Below are 17,706 nucleotides of genomic sequence, written 5' to 3'. Positions count from 1 at the left end.
ATGCGCTGGCAAGACCTCTCGACGGGACTCGTGCTGGCCGGACGCTACGCGCGTCAGGCCCTCGTGCACGCGCGGCTGCGCCGTGCGGGGGCGGCCATCGCCTCCACCGCCGTGCTGGTGGGCGAGAACCTCGTCTCCGGCCGCGTCACCGTCGGAGAGGACACCGTGATCGTCTCCTCCATGCTGGACGGCCGCGGCGGACTGACCGTCGGCCAGCACGTGCTCGTCTCGTGGGCGACGATCCTCACCGCCGGGCACGACCTGGACTCTCCGGGCTTCGAGACGACCTACGGAGCAGTGACCATCCACGACTACGCCGTGATCATGACGGGCGCGATGATCATGCCCGGCGTCACCGTCGGACGCGGCGCGGTCGTCGGGGCCGGGGCCATCGTGACGCGCGACGTGCCCGAGCTGGCCATCGTGGCCGGCTCCCCCGCGCGCCTCCTGCGCCAACGCCGGACCGTGCACGACGGCCTCGAGCTGCGACGGACCGTCGGCTTCGCGCCGAAGCGGCTCGTCGAGCTGCGCGAGCGCGTCCGGCGCGTCATGCACGCCAACGGGAAACCCCCGGCGCCTTCTTCGACCGACACACAGCACGTTCCGCAGCATGACGCGGAGCCTGGGACGAGCCCCGCGTAACCATCGGGGCATAGAGGGAGCGAGTGATGAAGCGAGCACTGATCACCGGGATTACCGGACAGGACGGCGGCTACCTGGCGAAGCTCCTGCTGGGCAAGGGCTACCAGGTCTTCGGCTGCTACAAGCGCAGCTCGAACCTGGACCTCTCGCGGCTGCGCGAGCTCGAGATCGATCGCAAGGTCGAGCTCGTGCTCTTCGAGCTGACGGAGTTCTCGAACATTCTGCGCGTGCTCGAGAAGGTGAAGCCCGACGAGGTCTTCAACCTGGCCGCGCAGAGCTTCGTCGGCGCGTCGTTCGACCAGCCGATCTATACCTCGGACAGCAACGCCCTCGGCGTGCTGCGGCTGCTCGAGGCCATCCGCACCGTCAAACCCGACACGCGCTTCTATCAGGCCTCCACCTCCGAGATGTTCGGCAAGGTGGCGGGGAAGTCGACCTGCAACGAAGAGTCGCCGATGAACCCGCGGAGCCCGTACGCCGTGGCCAAGCTCTTCGGCCACTGGATCACGCGCAACTACCGCGAGTCCTACGGCATGTTCGCCTGCTCGGGGATCCTCTTCAACCACGAGTCGCCGCTTCGCGGTCACGAGTTCGTCACGCGCAAGATCACGCAGAGCGTGGCCTGCATCAAGCACGGCCTGCAGGAGCGCGTGGCCCTCGGGAATCTGGACTCGATGCGCGACTGGGGCTACGCGCCCGAGTACGTCGAGGCGATGTGGCTCATGCTCCAGCAGCCCGCGCCCGACGACTACGTGGTGGCCACGGGCACGTCGCACTCGGTACGCCAGTTCGTCGAGGCCGCCTTCCGCGTCATCGACGTGGAGATCGCCTGGGAGGGCCAGGGGGTCGAGGAGAAGGGGCGCGACGCCAAGACCGGCGCGATTCGGGTCGAGATCAACCCCGAGTTCTATCGCCCGGCCGAGGTCGACTACCTGCACGGGGACTTCGCGAAGGCCACCGCGCGCCTCGGCTGGAAGCCGCGCACGACCTTCGACGAGCTGGTGAAGGTCATGGTGGTCGAGGACCTCCGACGGACGGGACGATAGCAGGAGCATCATGACCGCTGCCGTACCCCTCACGATGTGGATGAACATCCCGTCCCCGTACCAGAACGACCTTCTGGGGGCGGTGGCGGCCACGAGCGAGGTCGACCTGCAGGTCGTCTTCGCCCGCAACCTCCCCGCGGACCGCCTCCAGCTCGGCTGGCAGGTGCAGATGGGCAGCTACCGCCACCGCTTCCTCCCCGCGGAACACCAGCTGGCGGAGGCCGCGCGCCTGGCCTGGAGCCAGCGCCATCGCGTGCACATCGTGAACGGCATCTGGATGGAGCCCGCCTTCGCCGCGGTGCTGAGCACCCTGGCCGCGGCGGGCTCGCGCTACCTCATCTACGCCGAATCCCCGAACGAGCAGACCCACCGGCCCCTGCCGCGCCGCCTGGCCCGTTCGGCCTTCGGCGCGGCCATCGCCCGACGCAGCGCCGGGGCCCTGGCGATCTCCCACTTCGCCCTCGACTACTACCGGGGCCTCGGGTTTCCCGAGCGCGGGCTCTACCCCTTCGGCTACTTCGGCGGCGACACCGAACGCTACGCCGTCGCTCCGCGCCGACGCCGCGAGGGGCTCGACATCCTCTATCTGGGGCAGCTCATCCACCGCAAGGGACTCGACCTCCTGATCGACGCGGCCCGCCCGCTCCTGCACGCGCAGCCGCAGGTGCACCTCTCCATCGCCGGTGCGGGCGCGCTCCGCGAGGACCTCGAGCGCCGCGTGGCCGAAGCGGGGCTCACGAGCCAGGTGCACCTCGAGGGGCCCGTGGCCTCACACGAGGTGCTGAGTCGCATCGCCTCGGCCGACCTGCTGGCGCTCCCTTCGCGCTGGGACGGCTGGGGGATCGTGGTGAACGAGGCCTTCTCCGTCGGCGTCCCGGCCCTCGTCTCCGACCGCTGCGGCGCGATGGATCTGGTGCAGCACGGTCTCAACGGCTACGTGCACGCGAGCGAGAACGTCGCCTCGCTCCGCGCCTGTCTGGAGTCCTTCGTCCGCCTCGGGCCGACCGAGCGCCGCCGCCTGAGCGAGGCCGCGCGACGAACGGGCGAGCAGATCCGCACCCGCCGGGCCGCGCAGTACCTGGCCGACTGCGTGGTGCACGCCGTCGGACGACGCGCCATGCCGCCGGTGGTCCCCTGGCTCGAGGCCGCGCGGCAATCGGGGGCGGTCCCGGCCACGGCGCGTGACCTCACCGACCACGCGATGGGGGCGTCATGACCAAGCCTCGAATCCTCGTCTTCATCGGCTACTACCTCCCCGGCTTTCAGGCCGGCGGCGCCCTGCGCGGGCTCGCGAACCTCGTCGACCACCTCGGCGACAGCTACGAGTTCCGCATCGTGACCTCCGACCGCGACGAGGGGACGCACCAGAGCTATCCCGGCATCAAGGTCAACGACTGGAACCGCGTCGGCAAGGCGTGGGTCTACTACCTCTCGCCGGACGCGCTCTCGTGGGGCAGCCTGCGGCGCCTGATGCACGCGACACCGCACGACCTCCTCTATCTGAACAGCCTGTTCAACTACCACTTCACCATCAAGCCGCTCGTGCTGCGGCAGCTCCGACTCTCGCCCGCCCGCCCGGTGATCGTGGCCCCCAAGGGGGAGCTCGCCGAGGGCGCGCTGGCGATCCGCACCCGCAAGAAGATGGCCTACCTTCGGGCCACCCGCTCGCTGCAGCTCTACGGCGACGTCACCTGGCACGCCCAGGGGGACCTCGAGACGGGAGAGATCGCACGGGTGATGGGAGCGAGCGCGCCGGTGCACCTCGCGGTGGACATCGCGAGCGGTAAGGGCGCAAACGGCGCCGCCGCCGAGGCGCGCCCCCCCAAGCGGCCGGGGACCTTGCGCGCGGTCTTCATCTCGCGCGTCTCGCCCAAGAAGAACCTGGATGGGGCGCTCCGCTACCTGAAGGAGCTCCGGCGGGGCGAGGTGGAGTACGACATCTACGGCCCGATCCAGGACCAGGCGCACTGGCAGGAGTGCCAGCGCCTGATCGCCGAGCTGCCGCCGAACGTGCGCGTCCAGTACAAGGGCCCCATCCCCAACGAACGCGTCGTCCCCACGCTGCAGCAGTACCACCTCTTCTTCTTTCCGACGCACAGCGAGAGCTTCGGCCACGCGATCCACGAGGCGCTGCTGGCCGGCTGCCCGGCCCTGATCAGCGATCAGACCCCCTGGCAGGGGCTCGAGGAGAAGGGCGTGGGCTGGTCTCTCAGCCTCGGAGACCCCGCCCGCATCCGCGCCACCCTCGAATGGCTCGTCGACGCCGACGAGGAGGCGCACCGTCCCTGGTCCGATCGCGCGCACGCCTACGCGCTGCGGGCCGGCGCCGTCGAGGAATCCGTCGAAAGTCACCGGGTCATGTTCGACCGGGCGCTTCACCGCGCTCCGGCGACGGGAGCCCGATTCTGAACCCATGGAGCGAGCATGAGACAGGTCATCCAGGACATCCGCAGCGGCAAGACGACGGTCTGGGAACTCCCCGACCCCGTCGCCACCGACCGCTCCGTCGTCATCGCCACCGCGGCCTCGCTCATCTCGGCGGGGACCGAGCGCTATGTGGTCGAGCTCGCCCGCAAGAGCCTGGTCGGCAAGGCCCGCGAGCGCCCGGACCACGTGAAGCGGGTCCTGCAGAAGATCAAGCAGGAGGGCCTCCTCACGACGGCGCGGCAGGTGATGGCCAAGCTCGACGAGCCGATGCCCCTCGGCTACTCGTGCGCCGGCGTCGTCCTCGAGTGCGGCAAGGGAGTGGACGAGTTCAAGCCCGGCGACCGCGTGGCGGCTGCGGGTCCGCACGCCGGCATCGTCACCGTCGGCCGCAACCTCTGCGCGAAGATCCCCGACGGGGTGACGTTCGAGCAGGCGTCCTACACCTGCGTCGCCGCCATCGGCCTCGAGGGTGTTCGCCTCGCCCACCTGCAGCTCGGAGAGCGCGTGCTGGTGATCGGCCTCGGGCTGATCGGCCAGATCTGCGTCTGCCTGCTCAAGGCGCAGGGTTGCCGCGTCTTCGGCACCGACCTCGACCCGGCGAAGCTCGAGCTGGCGAAGAGCCTCGGCGCGGACGAGGTGGCGGTCGGCTCCCCGCTGGACCGCGTGATGGCCTTCAGCGACTCGCACGGGGTGGACGCCACGATCATCACCGCCGCCACGCAGAGCAACGCCCCCATCGAGTTCGCCGCCGAGGCCTGCCGCCCCAAGGGCCGCATCGTGCTCGTCGGCGTGGCGGGGCTGAACCTCCCGCGACCGCCCTTCTTCCAGAAGGAGCTCGAGTTCACCGTCTCCTCGTCCCTCGGGCCGGGGCGCAGCGACCCGAGCTACGAAGAGAAGGGGATCGACTACCCCATCGGGCACGCCCGCTGGACCGCCCAGCGCAACATGCAGACCGTCCTCGAGGTCATCGCCGCCGGCAAGCTCCCCGTCGAGCGACTGACCACGCACCACTTCCCCATCGAGCAGGCCGAGACGGCCTACGACGTCATCACCAGCAACCGCGAGCCCTACATGGGCCTCGTGCTCGATTATCCGCAGCTCCCCGCGCCGCGCCGCCGCATCGACCTGCGCTCCACGGGGGTCTCCACCGGCGGTCAGCTCGGCGTCAGCCTGATCGGCGCGGGCAACTTCGCGCGCCTCGTCCTGATGCCGATCCTCGGCAAGCTCGCGGGGGCCGATTTCCGCGGCCTGTGCACCGCCAAGGGGATGAACGCCGTGCACAGCGGCAACAAGCTCGGCTTCGCCTACGCCACCACCGAGGTGGACGAGGTCCTCTCGGACCCCGGGACGCAAGCGGTCTTCATCCTGACGCGCCACGACCTGCACGCCGACCTGGTGATCCGGGCGCTGCGCGCGGGCAAGCACGTCTTCGTGGAAAAGCCCCTCTGCGTCAGCCTGGAGCAGCTCCAGCGGATCGCCGACTGCGTCGAAGAACTGGGCGCTGCGTGCCCCGTGCTGATGGTGGGCTTCAACCGCCGCTTCGCCCCCGGCACCGCCACGCTGCGCAACCACTTCCGCGACGCCGGACCGCTCAGCATCAGCTACCGCTTCGCGCCGGGCCCGCTGCCGGCGAACGCCTGGCCCCAGGACGAGGAGATCGGCGGCGGCCGCATCGTGGGCGAAGGGTGCCACGCCCTCGACACCTGCGTCGCGCTGGCCGACAGCCCGCCGGTGCGCGTCTACGCCGAATCCGTGGACAAGACGGGGGGGCTCGAGACGACCGACGACCGCGTCTTCATCACCGTGCGCCACGCCAACGGCAGTGTCTCGAACATCTCGTACCAGGCCGGCGGCGATCGGTCGGGCCCCATCGAGCGCATCGAGATCTTCGGCGGCGGGCGAACGGCCACGCTCGACGCGTGGGATGCGATCGACCTCTGGCGGGGCGGCGCGCGCGAACGCGAGCGCGGCGGCAAGGACAAGGGACACGCGGCAGAGCTCCAGGCTTTCGTGCAGGCCTGCCGCACCGGTGAGTGGCCCATTCCGTGGAGCCACCTGTTCGGCGTGAGCTGGGCGACGCTGATGGCCGTGCGCAGCCTGCGCGAGGGCCTGCCGCTCGCCGCCAGCTCTCAGGAACTACGAGGCAGCAACGGCCACGGGTATCCGGAGGCTAGCGAGCCCTCGGTGGAGATCAGCGCATGACGACGGGAGGGATTCAGGTGGAGGAGCTCAAGGAGGCGGTTCGTCAGCATTGGCAGCGTCAGCCGTGCGGCACGCGCGACATCCCGACCGAGGAGCGACGACGCTTTTTCGACGAGATCGAGCGCGAGCGGTACGAATGGGAGCCCTACATCCCGGCCTTCGCCCGCTTCGAACGCGGCAAGGGAAAGCGCCTGCTCGAGGTAGGCGTTGGCGCAGGGACGGACTTCATCAACTGGGTGCGGCACGGCGCCATCGCTACGGGGGTCGACCTGACAGAGGCCGGCGTGGCGCTCACCCGCGAGCGGCTGGCGCTGGAAGAGCTCCGGGCCGAGGTGCTGCAGGCGGATGCGGAGCGGCTCCCCTTCCCCGACCAGAGCTTCGACCTGGTCTACTCGTACGGCGTGCTCCACCACAGCCCGAACACCGCGCGCGCCGTGAGCGAGGTTCATCGCGTGCTCCGTCCGGGCGGCACCGCGCTCATCATGGTCTACCACGTCCCCTCGTGGGTGGGCTTCATGCTCTGGGGAGTGCACTGCGCCGCGAAGCTTCGCCCCTGGAAGAGCCCGCGGTGGGCCATCTTCAACCACCTGGAGAGCCCCGGCACCAAGGCCTACACGCACGCCGAGGCCCGCGAGCTCTTCTCGGCCTTCTCGTCAGTGAACGTCCGTTCGCAGCTCAGCCACGGCGACCTTCTGCTCATGCGCCCGGCGCAGAAGTATCAGAGCTCGCTCGCCCGGCTGGCGTGGACCCTCTATCCGCGCTGGGCGATCAAGGCCACCGGGGACCGGTTCGGCCTCGGGCTCTTCATCGAGGCCACGAGGTAGTCCCCATGTGTGGCATCGCCGGCATCTACCACTATGGGGCTCCGGACCGGGAGGTCGACCGTCAGCTCCTCGAGCGCATGACGCGTCGCCTCGCCCACCGCGGCCCCGACGACGAAGGGTTTTACGTCGCCGGGCCCCTCGGGCTCGGACACCGCCGCCTGTCCATCGTGGACCTGTCGCCCACGGGCCACCAGCCCATGACCGACGACGGCACCTCGTGGATCAGCTACAACGGCGAGTTCTACAACCACGGCGACTATCGTCCGCAGCTCGCGGCGCGAGGGCATCGCTTTCGGGGTACCTCCGACACCGAGACCCTCCTCCACCTGCTCGACGAGCGGGGTCCGGGTGCCCTGACCGACGTGGCGGGCATCTTCACCTTCGCCTTCTGGGATGGGCGTCACCGGCGCCTCATCCTGGCGCGCGATCCGCTGGGCGTGAAGCAGCTCTACTACCACGACGACGGCTCGCGCATCGTCTTCGCCAGTGAGATCAAGGCGCTCCTGGAGTGTCCGGAGCTCCCGCGCGAGCCCGATCCACAGGGCGTAACAGAGTACCTGCACTTTCACACGCCGCTCTTCGAGCGGACCTTCTTCCGCGACATCCGGCAGGTGCGCGCGGGCGAGTACCTGGAGGTCAATCGCCACGGCGTTCACCCCCGCCGCTACTGGCAGCTCGACGGCTTCACCTCGCGCCCGGGTGATCCGGAGGACCATCTCGACGCGCTCCGCCGCCTGCTCACCTCGGTCGTGGGCGAGCAGCTCATGTCGGACGTGCCCGTGGGCTCCTTCTTCAGCGGCGGCATCGATTCGAGCGCCGTGGCCGCCTTCGCCACGCGCCACGGCAAACCGCCGATCTGCTTCGGCGTGCACTTCACGGACCAAGGCGTCATCGACGAAGCGCCGTTCCAGGAAGCGGCCGCCCGGGCCATGGGACTCGAGCTGGAATTGACCACGCTCGATGGCTCCACCTTTCCGGAGGACCTGCTCCGGCTGATGTACTTTCAGGACGAGCCGGTCATTGGCGCCGCGATGCTCCCGATGTACTACGTCAGTCGCCTGGCGAGTCGCCGGGTGAAGGTCTGCCTCGGGGGCCAGGGAGCGGACGAGATCTTCGCCGGCTACGCGCGCTACGCGCTCGCGCACCCCTTGAAGACCCTCACCTCCTACTTCGCCGGGCGCCGCGTCGGCCGCGGAGAGGCCTCGGCGGGCCAGCCGAGCGGCGCCGTTCACGGCAACCTCTTGAAGCAGCTCCTCGACGCGCAGAACCTTCGGCGCCTGCTGCTCGCCGCGCGCCACGCCACCGACTGGCGCGCGCGCTATTTCGACAACTTTGCGAAGGTCCCTGAAAAAGCGTGGAACGCGATATTTTCCGATCGGCGCTTCTCCAATCGGACCCACGCGCGGAACGTCTTCGACGACACGCTCTCGCGCTCGTCGGCCGAGGACCCGGTGGACAAGCTGCTCCACTGGGACATGCAGACCTACCTCCCCGGGCTCTTCCACCAGGAAGACCGCATGAGCATGGCCAACAGCATCGAGTCCCGCGTGCCGCTCGCCGACCCGCGGCTGGTGCGCTTCGCCTTTCACACTCCCTACGACCTGAAGCTTCGCGGTGGCGCCACCAAGTGGCTCCTGCGACAGGTGGTGGCGGACGTGGTGCCAGAGCTGGTCCTCAATCGCCGGAAGGTGGGCTTTGATACGCCGACGGCGGACTGGATGCGGGGGCCGCAGCGTGGCTTCATTCGTGAGCTGCTCCTGTCGACGAACGCCCGGACCCGTGGCTTCTGGAACCCGGCCGCCATCGAGACCCTGCTCGCGCACCCGGAGCGGCAGTACTGGGCCGACATGGTCTGGAAGCTCAGCGCCATCGAAGCCTGGGCGCGGATCTTCCTCGACCGGGAGACCCCGTCCGGCATTGTGGAGGACCAGCTAGCCCATGCTGCGTGACTCTCTTCAGGAGCTGCGGGAACTCGGCTTTCGCGGCACGGCCTTCCGCATCGGCTGGGAGCTCAAGACCCGCACCGGCCTGACGCAGACCTCGCCCCTGTCTCCCCGCGCGGGGGGCTCGCGGCGAACTCGTGTGGCCCACCTCGCGAACGACTGGGAGTGGACGGCGCGCCTCCCCTTTGCCGACCCGGTCGCAGTGGCCGACGCGATGCGAGACCGGATCTCGGCCGCAGCCCTGCAGCGACTCGACGAGCTCGCCACGCAGGCGATCCGCGGACGCATCCTCTGCTTCGGCCACTGGATGGGCAACTACGGCACCCCTCCCGACTGGACCCTGAACCCCGTCAACGGCCGCCACTGGGACCCGAAGGTGCACTGGTCTCGGGCCCTGGCCGCGGAGGCCGAGGTAGGCGACGTGAAGCTGAGCTGGGAGCTCGGCCGCTTTCCCCAAGCCTACCACCTCGCACGCGCGGCGGCCTTTCGCCCCGGCCGGGCGGAGGAGCTGGCCCACGCCCTCTACGGCCAGGTCCTCTCGTTCGTGCGCGAGAACCCGATCGGCTTCGGCATCCACTGGGCCTCGGGGCAGGAGGTCGCCATTCGCCTGCTCGCGTGGCTCTTCGCCCTCGACACGCTGATGGTGCGTAGCGGCGTCGGACGCGAGGCCGCCTCTACCGTGCGGGCGGCCTTCGTCGACGGCTGCCGCCACATCGAGCGCTTCATCGACTACGCCCGGGTGGCGGTCTACAACAACCACCTCCTCTCGGAGGCGCTCGGCCTCCACGCGGCCGGCGCGCTCTTGCCCGACCCCGAGGCGCACGGCTGGCGCGAGCTCTCCCGCTCCTTGCTCGACGAAGCGGCCGAGCGGCAGTTCTACGGCGACGGGGCCTACATCCAGCAGTCGCACAACTACCACCGGGTCGCGATCTACAGCCTCCTGTGGGCCGCCACGATCTCGCGCACGCTCGGTGAGGAACCCAGCGAACAACGCACGAGCGCCCTCGCCCGCTCGCTCGACTTTCTGCTGCAGCAGCAGAACCCGACGGACGGACGGCTTCCGAACTACGGTAGCAACGACGGGGCGCTGCCGAGCGTCCTGTCGACCTGCGACTTCTCCGACTTCCGGCCCTGCCTGCAGGCCGTGAGCCTCGCGGTACGCGGGGAGCGCCTCTATCCGCCTGGCCCCTGGGACGAGGCGGCGGCCTGGCTCCTCGGCCCCCAGTCGCTCGAGGCGCCGATGCGCGCCCCCGAACGCCGCTCGCTCTACTTCAACGAGACGGGCTACGTGGTCCTCCGCGGGCAGGACGAGACGAGCTTCGCCACCTTTCGCTGCGGGACCATAAGAGACCGTTTCGCGCAGATCGACATGCTGCACCTCGACGTGTGGTGGCGCGGGCACAACGTGCTCGTCGATCCCGGCAGCTACCTCTACAACGGCCCGGCCGAGTGGCACGACCACTTCATGCGTACGGCGTCGCACAACACGCTGACGGTGGACGGCCACGACCAGATGCTCCACTACCGGCGCTTCAAGGCGCTCTACTGGACACGGGCGAACGTGCTCCACTTCGAGGACGGAGAGCGCTTCTCCCTCTGCGTGGGCGAGCACCTCGGGTTCTCCCGGCTCGTCGAGGGGTGCGTGCACCGACGGTCGGTCCTGATGGTCAAGGACGGCCTCTGGGTGGTGGTCGACCGCGTCGAGGGTCAAGGGCCGCACACCGTCCGACTTCACTGGCTGGCCGGCGACTTTCCGTTCCGCTTCGACCGCGACGCCGCTCGACTGCAGCTAGAGACGCCGGCGGGGCCCTTCTCCGTCGCCATACGCCACGCCGACGGCAGCGTGGTCCCGGCCGACCTCGTAGCTGGCAGGAACGATCCACCGCGCGGCTGGCTCTCCCGCTACTACGCCCACAAGATCCCCGTCCCCTCGCTGGCCACGGAGCTCTCGACCACGCTGCCGCAGACCCTCGTGACCGTCCTCGGCCCCGGCGCGCCAGAGCTCGCGCGCGATGCGCGGGGCGGCTACGTCGTGCGCACCGAGACCCAGAGCGTGACGTTCCAGCTCCTGGGCGGGCGGATCGCCGGGGTGCGTCTCGCGCCCGAAAGCACCTCGGGAGCGCGAGTGTGAGCGTGAGCGTGACCGACGAGCGGCTGTTCGTCTACGGCGCGAGCGGCCACGGAAAGGTGGTGGCCGACATCCTGCTCGCCGGCGGCCTGACCGTGGACGGCTTCATCGACGACGCCCCTCCCTCTGCCGAGCCGCGGCTCGTCCTCGGCCTCCCCGTGGTGGGAAACAGCGCGTGGCTCTACGAACGCGCGCGTGAGGGCCGGGTGGCCGTGGCGCTCGGGATCGGCTCGAACCGCGTCCGCGCGCGCATCGCAGCGGTGTGTCGAGAACGCGGCGTCCGGCTCGTGACCGCCGTACACCCCTCGGCCATCCTTTCGCGCTTCGCCACCGTCGGGGAGGGGGCGGTCGTGATGGCAGGCGCGGCCATCAATCCCGGCGCCTCGGTCGGCGAGGGCGCGATCGTCAACACCGGCGTGGTGCTCGAACACGACGTCGTCGTCGGGGACTACGGCCACCTCTCCGCCAACGCCGCCACCGGCGGCGCTGCGTCGCTGGGCCGCTTCTCCCACCTCGGCCTGGGGGGCGTGATCCTTCCGGGCATCCGCGTCGGCGACCACACCGTCGTCGGCGCCGGAGCGGTCGTGGTGCGGGATCTACCGGACCGCGTCGTGGCGCTGGGCGTCCCCGCGCGCATTCACCGCCGCCTTTCGGAGGAGGAGACCTCGCCGTGAAGACCTTCGTGCTCGTCGCGGGCGCGCGACCCAACTTCATGAAGATCGCCCCGCTGCTGCACGCGATGGACCGCGACCCGCGTGGGCTCCGTGCACACCTCGTGCACACGGGACAGCACTACGACGCCGGCATGTCGGACGTCTTCTTCCAGCAGCTCGGCATCCGTGCGCCGGACGTCTACCTCGGCGTGGGTTCCGGCAGCCACGGCGCGCAGACCGCCAAGGTGCTCGCCGCGTTCGAGGAGCTGCTCGAAGGCCACGTCCCGCGTCCGTGCGGCGTGGTGGTGGTGGGCGACGTCAACTCCACCATGGCCGCGGCCCTCGCCGCCGTGAAACTGCAGCTCCCCGTGGCGCACGTCGAGGCGGGGTTACGCTCGGGCGACCGCACGATGCCCGAGGAGATCAACCGCCTCGTCACCGACGCCATTTCGGAGCTCCTGCTCGTCAGCGAGCCCGCCGGCGAGGCGAACCTGCGTGCCGAGGGGATCCCGAGCCACCGCGTCGTGTACGTGGGGAACGTGATGATCGATACCCTGGCCCGCGAGCTCCCTGCGGCGCGCGCGCTCGGGATGCCCGCGGGGCTCGGCCTGGCAGACGCTCCCTTCGCGCTGCTGACCCTCCATCGTCCCTCCAACGTTGACGACCCGAGCCGTCTCTCAGAGCTCGTCGACTTCATCACCTCGCTGACCCGCGACCTGGCCGTCGTCTTTCCGGCGCACCCCCGCACTCGGGCCCGCCTCGACGAGTTCGGCTTCACCGATCGCTTGCGCGCCCTCGGACGCGTGCAGCTCGCAGCACCACTCGGCTACCGCGAGAACCTGAGCCTGATGGCCGCGGCCCGCGTGGTGGTCACCGACTCCGGCGGAATCCAGGAGGAGACGAGCTTCCTCGGCGTCCCCTGCCTCACGCTGCGCCCGAACACCGAGCGACCGGTGACGGTCGAACTGGGCACCAACACCGTCGTGGGTCACGACCTGGTGCTAGCTCGCGCGCTGGTGGACGACGTCCTGGCGGGCCGCTACAAGCGCGGAGGCCCCATCCGCGGCTGGGACGGACATGCGGCGGAACGGGTGATCGCCGCGCTGGCCGAGCGCTGGAGCTGAAGGGGCCAGGGCCCTCTACACAGAAATGCGTTGTTGCGTGATCAAACATGGTCGCATGGGCAAGGTGACCATGTTTAGAGATTCGCGCGCTCGTGCCGGATGTAGTCCGCGACGTCCCGGATGATCTCCTCGATCCCGGTCTCCGGTGCGAAGCCGATCAGCTCCTTCAGCCGCGCGGTGTCCGGAATGCGCCGCGCCATGTCCTCGAAGCCCTGCGCGTAGGCCTGCTCGTACGGCACGTGCACGATCTCCGAGGCCGACCCCGTCAAGCGCTTCACGAGCTGCGCCAGCTCGAGGATCGACAGCTCGTGCTGGCTCCCGATGTTGATCACGCGCCCCACCGCCGTGGGCAGCTCCGAGAGCGCCACCAGGCACCGCACCACGTCGTGCACGTGGCCGAAGCAGCGACGCTGCTTCCCATCGCCGTAGACGGTGAGCGGTGCGCCTCGCAGCGCCTGGTCGACGAACGACGGGACCACCATGCCGTACCGCCCGGTCTGGCGCGGCCCCACGGTGTTGAAGAGCCGCACCACCACCGCCGGGACCGCCTTCTCCCGGTGGTAGGCCAGCGCCATGAACTCGTCCATCGCCTTGGAGCAGGCGTAGGCCCACCGCGCACGGCTGGTCGGCCCCATCACGAGGTCGGCCTCCTCGTTGAAGGGAAACACCTCGGCCTTGCCGTAGACCTCCGAGGTCGAGGCGATGAAGACCTTCTTCCCCTTCTTCGCCGCGAGGTCGAGGATCACCTCGGTGCCCCGCAGGTTCGTCGTGATGGTGTGCACCGGGCGCTCGACGATCAGCTTCACGCCCACCGCAGCCGCCATATGGAACACCACGTCCGCCATGTCGACGAGCTCGGCCGTGACCCGCGCGTTCGTCACGTCATCGATGACGTAGCTGAAGCGCCGGTTGCTCTTCAGGTGTTCGATGTTCCGGATGGTGCCCGTGGACAGGTCATCGATAACGCTGACCCAGTCGCCGCGGTGAAGGAAGGCCTCCGCCAGGTGCGAGCCGATGAAGCCCGCTCCACCCGTGATCAAGACGTTCATGACTCACTCCTCTGAAGTCTGAAGATAGTTACGTGGCAGCTTGCCCTCGCACGCTCTCCGTCATGGCACCGCAGCGCACCAGGTGGGCCACGACGGGTAGGGGCCGCTGAACGGCGTCTGCTTGGGCAACCCCAGAACGTACGGCTCGGGATTCACCCCCTTCGGGTGATCCTCGAAAAACATCAGGATGAACTTTGTGAAGTCGTCGGGCGGCCAGTTGTGCGCGTAGGCGTGCGTACAGCGGACCAGGAAGTGCCCGGAGTCGTGGTAGAGCTTGATCGCGTCGAGCGAGCCCTGGTGGAAGGAGTACGTGTCGCTCTTGTCGTTGGCACCGCCCCACGCGACCAGCCCAGCGGGCTTCTTGGCGAGCTTCCCGAGGAGCGTCGTCATGGGACACTCGAAGTAGTTCGGATCGGTCTTCGCCAGCGACAGCACTCCGCCCGAGGCCTGCGCGAAGGAGGCCAAGAGGTCTCCGCGGTGGGCCACCAGGTAGTTGATCCACTGCGCCCCCATGGAAAAACCCATGGCGTGAATCCGGTTCGTGTCGATCGTGAACTGCCGCGACAGGCAGACCAGCATCTCGTCGAAGAACTTGAGGTCCACGCTGGTCGCCGGATCGGTCTTGAAGTCCCACATCGGGAACTTCGTCTTGTCCACCGCCGCCGGCATGGCGAGGATGAAGGGCTTGTTGGCGGGGCTCGGGACGGTGGCCTTGCGGAAGTCCTCGGGGGTCCCCCCGAGGTAGTGGTACGCGAAGACCACCGGCAGCGGTTTGGCGTGGCCCGACGGCACGTTCACCAGCTCGATGAAGAACCGCCTGCTCCTCCCGCCGATCGTGAAGTTCTTGTTCTCCCCGACGACGAGGCCGCACGGCCTGGCCGTGTCCGCGACGATGGCCGCGTCGGCGGGGGCCGCCGCATCCACTGCGGGCCCATCGATCCTGGAGTCGGGGAGCGGGGCATCTGGCGTCCGCCCGTCGATCTGGACGCTAGCCTCGGGGCCTCCTCCACCGCCGTCCGCCACCGGCCTGATCTCGCTCGCGCAGCCCGTCGAGAGCAGCGAGCCCGTCAACACGGACACTGCCCACCTTCCCGGACGCCAGGTCCCTCGCTGCACCATCGCTCTACCTCGTGCGTGTGGGGTCACGATCCAAGCGCCATGCTTCGAAGCCGCCGCATCACGTCCGAGCGAAGACCGGGGAGCGACCCGCGGAAGACCCCATCGCGGCGCACTGAGCGGCTGCTCCGAGCAAAATGGCGAACCCCTTGGTCGGGAGATCTTTCTCCGCTGCGAGAAGCCTCATCTCCCGATCGACGTTCTAGCTCTCGGCGATCTCCGCGAGCTGACCGGAGCTGGCCTTGGCCCGCACCGCGGCGGCAGCCGCCACGGGCAGGGCCCCGAGCGTCACGGCCTGGGCACGCGCCCCCGCCGGAGCGCGGTCCCCCGTTGTCGCTGGGGCACGATCGCCTGCCGCGGTGCCGAGACCACGCAGGTCCAGCTGGGCGCTCTGTGGCCGCGCCGCTGGCGCCCTCGGCTCGTCGCCCGGGTTGCGCTCTGCGCCCGCCATGGCCGTTCGCTGGTACTCGGGGACTTGCGCCGCGAGCAGCTCCCGCACCGCCTCCGGACTGCCCTGCAGGAGCGGACCGAAAGCGTCGATCGCGCCGCGAAGCTGGTCCACGTCGCCGATCTGCGATCGCCCGGTCCAGATGCGAGGATGCTTCGTCTTGGCCGCGTTCTCCTCGGAGAGGTTGATCTCCTCGTAGAGCTTCTCGCCCGGGCGGATCCCCGAGAAGACGATGCGGATGTCGTCGTCCGGCCGGTAGCCCGACAGGCGGATGAGGTCGCGAGCAAGGTTCACGATCAGGATCGGCTCGCCCATCTCGAGGATGTAGATCTCCCCGCCGTCCCCCATCGCGCCCGCCTGCAGCACGAGCTGGCTGGCCTCGGGGATGGTCATGAAGTAGCGCCGCATCTCCGGGTGCGTGATCGTCACGGGCCCGCCGCGCGCGATCTGCTCCTTGAAGAGGGGGACCACGCTCCCCTGGCTACCGAGCACGTTGCCGAAACGCACGGTGATGAAGCGCGTCTCCGAGACGGCCGAGAGGCTCTGCACGTACATCTCGGCCAGCCGCTTCGTCGCCCCCATCACGGAGGTCGGGTTCACGGCCTTGTCCGTCGAAATCATCACGAACGCCTCGGCGCCCAGCTGATGCGCGAGGTCAGCCACCGCTCGGGTCCCCGTGACGTTGTTACGCACGGCCTCGCTCGGGTTCGCCTCCATCAGCGGAACGTGCTTGTGCGCCGCGGCGTGAAACACCACCTCCGGCCGATGAAGCGTCATGATCTGCTTCATCCGCTCGCGGTCCACGATGTTCGCGATGACGGGGGCCATCGCCAGGTCCGCAAAGGTCCGCTGGAGCTCGTTGTGAATGTGAAAGAGGGGGTTCTCTGCCTGCTCGACCATCACCAGCAGGCGCGGCCCGAAGCTGGCCACCTGACGGCAGATCTCGGAACCGATGCTGCCGCCGGCCCCCGTGACGAGCACGACCTTGCCGGTCAGGTATTCGCTGATGCGGTCCGTCTCGAGCTCGACCGGGGCCCGCCCGAGAAGGTCCTCGATTGCTACGTCACGGATCTTGGAGATGTTCACCCGACCCGCCAGGATCTCGTAGAGCCCGGGAGTGATCTGCACCTTCAGGTTGGCCGCTTCGGCCTGCGCCACGATCCGGCGGATCGACGCGGCGGGCACCGAGGCCATCGTGATCACGGCCAGCTCGGCGCCCAGCTCCTGCGCGAACTCGGCCAGCCGCTCCGTCGAACCCAGGACCTTGAAGCCGTGGATGATCGTCCCCTGCTTCCGCTTCTCGTCGTCGAGAAAGCCGAGGACCTCGAAGCCCACGTCCGGCCTCGACCGGACCTCGCGGGCCACCATCACGCCTGCGGACCCCGCGCCGATGAGCAAGGCCCGCTTCTTCGCGCTCGGGTAGACCGCCTGTCGCGGGCCCGTGCGCTTCGAGCGCTCGACGATCAGGCGCCAGATGCCGCGCACCGCGATGAGTCCCACGGTGGTCATGACCCATTCCGCAACGAGCACCCCGTACGGCACCGTGGCGAAAGCGGGGTTCACGCGCAGGCCGACCAGATTCGAGGCGGGCTCGACCCAGAAACGCGCAAAGGCCAGGAGCGCGCTCCCCGCGAGGGTCGACGCGACGAGCCGCGGCAGGTCGCGCAAGCTGATGTAGCGCCAGACCAGCCGGTACACGCTGAAGGCCGCGAAGAGCGACAGGCGCAGGAGCACCAGGTACGGCGCCACCAGGATGAGCTGCTTGATGTACTCGCGCGGCGGCTGGCCTTCGAACCGGATCCCGTAGGCCACGACGAAGGCGATACACACGACGAGAGCGTCGACGCCGATCTGCAGGAGGCGTGCGGTGGTAAGCTTCATGACAACAACAACCCATCCATCGCAGGAGACGCGTCCAGTGGGCCGTCATCTCGGCGGCTGTCGTAGGCGCGTAGCTTCTTCGACATCGAGGCTAGGGTCAAGTCGATTGTCGCTCCGAAAGGTTCTCGTATCAGGTGCCTTGGGCGCACCATCCGTTCACGGAGTCTCGGCGGTCGCGCGCCAAACCACTTGACCCACGACCTCATCTGTCCCATGTTTGCGA

13 protein-coding genes are annotated in these 17,706 nt (G+C 69.2%); 10 read left to right on the top strand and 3 right to left on the bottom strand.

Going from position 1 to position 17,706, the window contains the following annotated elements; translation table 11 throughout:
• The 10 genes from IT371_29110 to wecB are packed head-to-tail and all read left to right on the top strand — an operon-like array spanning window position 1 to window position 12,989.
• Window positions 1-642 (top strand): acyltransferase, encoded by a 642-nt coding sequence (locus IT371_29110; protein MCC6751747.1) that lies wholly within the window; start codon window positions 1-3, stop codon window positions 640-642.
• 26 nt (window positions 643-668) lie between these two features.
• The gene (gene gmd, locus IT371_29105) at window positions 669-1,688 is read left to right on the top strand and encodes a GDP-mannose 4,6-dehydratase (protein MCC6751746.1); all 1,020 of its coding nucleotides are present in this window, start codon (window positions 669-671) and stop codon (window positions 1,686-1,688) included.
• Between the two features lie 10 nt (window positions 1,689-1,698).
• Window positions 1,699-2,904 (top strand): glycosyltransferase family 4 protein, encoded by a 1,206-nt coding sequence (locus tag IT371_29100; GenBank protein ID MCC6751745.1) that lies wholly within the window; start codon window positions 1,699-1,701, stop codon window positions 2,902-2,904.
• A complete protein-coding gene (locus IT371_29095) occupies window positions 2,901-4,097 on the top strand; it encodes a glycosyltransferase (protein ID MCC6751744.1) in 1,197 nt (398 codons plus the stop codon). The genes IT371_29100 and IT371_29095 overlap by 4 nt, the downstream gene beginning before the upstream one ends.
• A 15-nt stretch (window positions 4,098-4,112) precedes the next feature.
• A complete protein-coding gene (locus IT371_29090) occupies window positions 4,113-6,317 on the top strand; it encodes a bi-domain-containing oxidoreductase (GenBank protein MCC6751743.1) in 2,205 nt (734 codons plus the stop codon).
• Entirely contained in the window at window positions 6,314-7,141 is an 828-nt protein-coding gene (locus tag IT371_29085; GenBank protein MCC6751742.1) for a class I SAM-dependent methyltransferase, read from the top strand. Before IT371_29090 ends, IT371_29085 begins: the two co-directional genes overlap by 4 nt.
• A 5-nt stretch (window positions 7,142-7,146) precedes the next feature.
• Window positions 7,147-9,090: an asparagine synthase (glutamine-hydrolyzing) gene (gene asnB / locus IT371_29080; protein MCC6751741.1), complete on the top strand. Its 1,944-nt coding sequence runs from the start codon at window positions 7,147-7,149 to the stop codon at window positions 9,088-9,090.
• Complete coding sequence (locus IT371_29075; GenBank protein MCC6751740.1) at window positions 9,080-11,215, top strand: alginate lyase family protein; 2,136 nt, start codon at window positions 9,080-9,082, stop codon at window positions 11,213-11,215. The genes asnB and IT371_29075 overlap by 11 nt, the downstream gene beginning before the upstream one ends.
• Complete coding sequence (locus tag IT371_29070) at window positions 11,212-11,886, top strand: acetyltransferase (protein ID MCC6751739.1); 675 nt, start codon at window positions 11,212-11,214, stop codon at window positions 11,884-11,886. Before IT371_29075 ends, IT371_29070 begins: the two co-directional genes overlap by 4 nt.
• Window positions 11,883-12,989, top strand: coding sequence for a UDP-N-acetylglucosamine 2-epimerase (non-hydrolyzing) (gene wecB / locus IT371_29065; protein ID MCC6751738.1), 1,107 nt, complete (start codon window positions 11,883-11,885; stop codon window positions 12,987-12,989). Before IT371_29070 ends, wecB begins: the two co-directional genes overlap by 4 nt.
• Before the next feature lie 74 nt (window positions 12,990-13,063).
• Here the strand turns inward: wecB and IT371_29060 are convergent, their stop codons facing one another.
• The 3 genes from IT371_29060 to IT371_29050 all read right to left on the bottom strand — a co-directional run bounded on the left by IT371_29060 (window position 13,064) and on the right by IT371_29050 (window position 17,483).
• Window positions 13,064-14,038 (bottom strand): GDP-mannose 4,6-dehydratase, encoded by a 975-nt coding sequence (locus tag IT371_29060; GenBank protein MCC6751737.1) that lies wholly within the window; start codon window positions 14,036-14,038, stop codon window positions 13,064-13,066.
• A gap of 60 nt (window positions 14,039-14,098) precedes the next feature.
• Window positions 14,099-15,118, bottom strand: a complete 1,020-nt coding sequence (locus tag IT371_29055; protein MCC6751736.1) for a hypothetical protein — start codon at window positions 15,116-15,118, stop codon at window positions 14,099-14,101.
• A 238-nt stretch (window positions 15,119-15,356) separates the two neighbouring features.
• A complete protein-coding gene (locus IT371_29050) occupies window positions 15,357-17,483 on the bottom strand; it encodes a polysaccharide biosynthesis protein (GenBank protein ID MCC6751735.1) in 2,127 nt (708 codons plus the stop codon).
• Window positions 17,484-17,706: the final 223 nt, after the last annotated feature.

The sequence above is a fragment of the Deltaproteobacteria bacterium genome (assembly GCA_020848905.1).
Taxonomy (GTDB): Bacteria; Myxococcota_A; Polyangia.
This window is presented reverse-complemented; position numbering and strand designations above follow the sequence as displayed.